1 protein-coding gene and 2 pseudogenes are annotated in these 2,422 nt (G+C 73.0%); 1 reads left to right on the top strand and 2 read right to left on the bottom strand.

Features of this window, described 5'->3' with window-relative positions:
- A pseudogene (locus SM757_RS34720) lies at positions 1–314 on the bottom strand (polysaccharide pyruvyl transferase family protein); the annotation flags it as partial.
- A gap of 226 nt (positions 315–540) precedes the next feature.
- Here SM757_RS34720 and SM757_RS34715 point away from each other — a divergent pair.
- The gene (locus tag SM757_RS34715; RefSeq protein WP_066343546.1) at positions 541–1,104 is read left to right on the top strand and encodes a BPSL1445 family SYLF domain-containing lipoprotein; all 564 of its coding nucleotides are present in this window, start codon (positions 541–543) and stop codon (positions 1,102–1,104) included.
- A gap of 620 nt (positions 1,105–1,724) precedes the next feature.
- Here the strand turns inward: SM757_RS34715 and SM757_RS34710 are convergent.
- Positions 1,725–2,422, bottom strand: a pseudogene (locus SM757_RS34710) (MerR family transcriptional regulator); the annotation flags it as partial.

The following is a 2,422-nucleotide window of genomic DNA, read 5'->3' as shown; positions in this document are numbered from 1 at the left end:
AGAGACAGGGCGAAGTAGCCGATGGCGGCGGGCGCCTCCTGCGGCGGCAGCAGCATGGCCGCGGCCTGCCAGGCGCTGCAGGTGGCGAGTTGCCCGCCCACGTGCAGCAGCGCCCGCGGCGGTTCGCCCGGGGCGGGCTGCAGGTCCGCCAGATGCGCCACCCGCACGCCGCCGCAGCCGCGCAGGTCGCGCGCGGCCAGGCCGGCAAAGCGCACGCCGCGCGGCGCCAGCAGGCGCGCCGCCACGCGCGCCAGCAGCAGGTCGCCGAAGTTGTGGCGGTCGTACGCGCCCAGCAGGGTCACGGGGGTGGTCATGGCAACGGCTTGGGGCTTGAAAGGTGGCTGACAGCCGGCGGGCAATCTTTTTGCCCCTTGCGGGCAGGCCGCGCGGACACCCAAGCAAGCTTGATCCGGCCAACGCGGCCGGAGCCGGCGCCTTCGCCGGTGGCAACGCATGAGGATGCTGATGAAAACCAAAGATCTCCTGCCTGCAGACCAAGCCCAAGCCCAACTCAAGCCGGCCAACGCCGCCCGCCGCGGCATGCTCGGCGCGCTGGCGGCCGTGCCGCTGGTGCTGGCGACCACGGGCTGCGCCATCACGCGCGGCGGCAGCGACAAGAAAACACCCGAGCAGCACCGCCGCGACATCGACAGCAACGCCGACGCCACGCTCAGCCGCCTGTACGAGCAGGTGCGCGGCTCGCGCGAGCTCACCGCCAAGGCGCGCGGCCTGCTGATCTTCCCCTCCATCCTGGCCGCGGGCCTGGTGGTGGGCGGCGAGTACGGCGAGGGCGTGCTGCGCGCGGGCGGGCGCTCCCAGGCCTACTACCGCGCCGCCAGCGGCTCCTTCGGCTTCCAAGCCGGGGCGCAGTCCAAGGCGGTGGTCATCGTCTTCCTCACCCAAGAGGCGCTGGACAAGTTCCGCAACAGCAACGGCTGGACGGCGGGCGTGGACGGCTCCGTGGCCCTGCTCAAGATCGGCGCCAACGGCGAAGTCGACACCTCCACCATCAAGAACGACGTCGCCGCCTTCGCGCTCACCAACGCGGGGCTCATGTACAACCTGACGATAGAGGGCACCAAGATCACGCGCATGGACCTGTAAGGCGCGGCGCAAGGGCCAGCGAAGGGCGGCGCGTTGCGCGGGCAACGGCCCAGCGGCAGGTGTTAGACCGTCTGACACCGTGTTCAGGGGGCCGTCTGGGGGAGCGTTGGCGCGCACCGGCATCCCGCCGGCACGCGCGCTTCGCTCCCTTACCCGTCATGCCCGCGAAGGCGCACTGCGGTCCGGGCAGAGGGGCAAGCGCCAGCCGGAGACAGACCCGCAGCGCCCCCCAACCCGTCATTCCCGCGAAGGCGGGAATCCAGGCGGGCCCCAAGCCGGCCGTCAGCTCATGGGCCGGCGTCGCAAGGTCCAAAACCGCACTTTTCCTGCGTTGCCCCTTCGCTCTGGCGTGGGGCCGCCTGGATTCCCGCCTTCGCGGGAATGACGAAGTGGGGTGCGAAGCGCCTGGGCTCACGGGATGCCAACGACGGCCGACTTTCTCCGGACACCAATGCGCCGGCGCGGGCACCACGAAGTAGCAGGCGCAACCGATCCACTTGCGGGCTGCGGGCTGCGGGCTGCGGGCTGCGGGCTGCGGGCTGCGGGCGGCTGCGGCTTACACGTCGCGCCGGCAGTCGTTCCAGGCTGGGTCCTTGTCCTTCACCTTCCGCTCGCCGTCGTCACACCCCCTCCCCCGGCAGCATCAGCCCCTCCTGCACCGCCAGCCGCTCCAGCGCCTGCTCGAACAGCGCGCGCGCGGTGCCGGCGACCTGGCCCAAGTAGGCGTGCAGCGCGGCGTCGGCCGGGTCGCGGTGGGCGCACTCGGCGCTGTAGGCCTCGAAGCTGGAGAGCTGCATCAGCAACTCGGCCACGTGGCGCGGGCACTCGCAGGCGATGGTGCTGGACAGCCCCGCGAAGTCGGCCAGCGCCGCGTCGTCCCAGCGCCGCGGCGACACCACCAGCGGCAGCGGCAGCGGGCTGCACGAGGCCTGCAGCCAGGCCGCCAGCGAGCGGTCGTCCTGCGGCGAGCGCAGCAGCAGCAAGCCCGCCGACTCGAACGCCGCGCTCAGCGCCGAGGTCGCAAAGCCGTAGAGCACGTGCACGCGCCGCGCGCCGCTGCCTTGCGCCAGCGCCTGCAGCCGCGGCAGCTCGGCCGCGCGCAGCGTCGCGCACTGCAGCAGGACCGCCTCGGCCGCCGGCACGCCGCCGGCCTCCAGCGCGGCCATGGCCTCGTCCAGCGTCTCGAACACCTGCACCGGCAACGGACGGCGTCCCAAGCGGTCGCGCAACAGCGGCCGCTCCAGCCGCCGCGCCAGCATGGAGCCCACCACGATCACCCGCCACGCGCCCACGGGCGCGGCCGGCGCCTTCACCGCAT

It is taken from the genome of Azohydromonas lata, assembly GCF_034427735.1.
Taxonomy (GTDB): domain Bacteria; phylum Pseudomonadota; class Gammaproteobacteria; order Burkholderiales; family Burkholderiaceae_C; genus Azohydromonas; species Azohydromonas lata.
Note: the sequence above shows the minus strand (reverse complement) of the source record. Positions and strands in the feature narration are given on the sequence as shown.